Genomic DNA, 1,000 nt, shown 5'->3' with positions numbered 1-1,000 from the left:
CCCTCGCAACCCTTCAACGCCGCCTCGATTTCACCGGCCTCGATGCGGAAACCGCGAATCTTTATCTGGTGATCGATGCGGCCCAGGTACTCCAAGAGGCCTTCGCTGTTCAGACGCACGCGGTCGCCGCTGCGATAAATGCGTTCACCGGCTCGGAACGGGTGCGGCAGAAAGCGTTCGGCCGTGGCGCCCGGACGGTCCAGATAGCCCCGTGCGACAGCGCCGCCGAGAAACAGCTCACCGGCGATGCCTTGGGGCAGCGGGTTCAAATCCGCGTCCATCACGTAACCCTGACGGTCACCGACCAGATCACCAATCGGCGCGTAGGCCGTGGTGAAGTCTGCCGTTTCAGAGGACGCCAGCCACAACGTCGGCGTAACCACGGTTTCGGTCGGGCCGTAGCCGTTGATGATCCACAGCGGCTGCAAATTGCGAATCACGTCATGGAGCATTTCGCGGCTGAAGGCTTCACCGGCGAAGCAATAGGTTTTCACCCCCGGCCCCTTGCCCTGCAAACCGGCCCAGTCGGAGAGCTGGCGCAGATAACTCGGCGGGAACGAGGCCACGGTGATGCCTTCGCGAATCAGCGTGTCGTAGGTCTGTTCGACGCTCCACAGTTCCTGGTCGCGCAAGACCACACGAGCGCCGTAACACATCGGCATCATCCAGCCTTCATGAGCGCCGTCGAAGCTGATCGACAGGAAGTGAAATTTCCGGTCTTCGGCGGTGAAGCGGTAGCGCTCACCGATGGTCTGGATGTGCATCGAAATATCAGCGTGGGCGATGGCCGCGCCTTTGGGTTTGCCGGTCGAGCCCGAGGTGTAGATCAGGTACGCCAGCTGTTGCGGATGAATCGTGACGTTTGGCGCCGTTTCTGGCTCAGCCGAAACATCGAGCTGATCCAGATTGAGCAACGGCACGTCGCCCACTGGCACGCGGTCCAGCGCCGCGTCGTGGGAGATCAGCAGCTTCACGCCGCCGTCTTCCAGCATGTAGCGCA

General features: G+C 61.9%; 1 protein-coding gene. It reads right to left on the bottom strand.

Annotated features, from left to right (window positions below):
- The coding region (locus ACWKWE_RS29215; protein WP_483852487.1) for an AMP-binding protein at positions 1-1,000 on the bottom strand (1,000 nt) is incomplete at both ends.

It is taken from the genome of Pseudomonas salicis (genome assembly GCF_057128705.1).
Note: the sequence above shows the minus strand (reverse complement) of the source record. Positions and strands in the feature narration are given on the sequence as shown.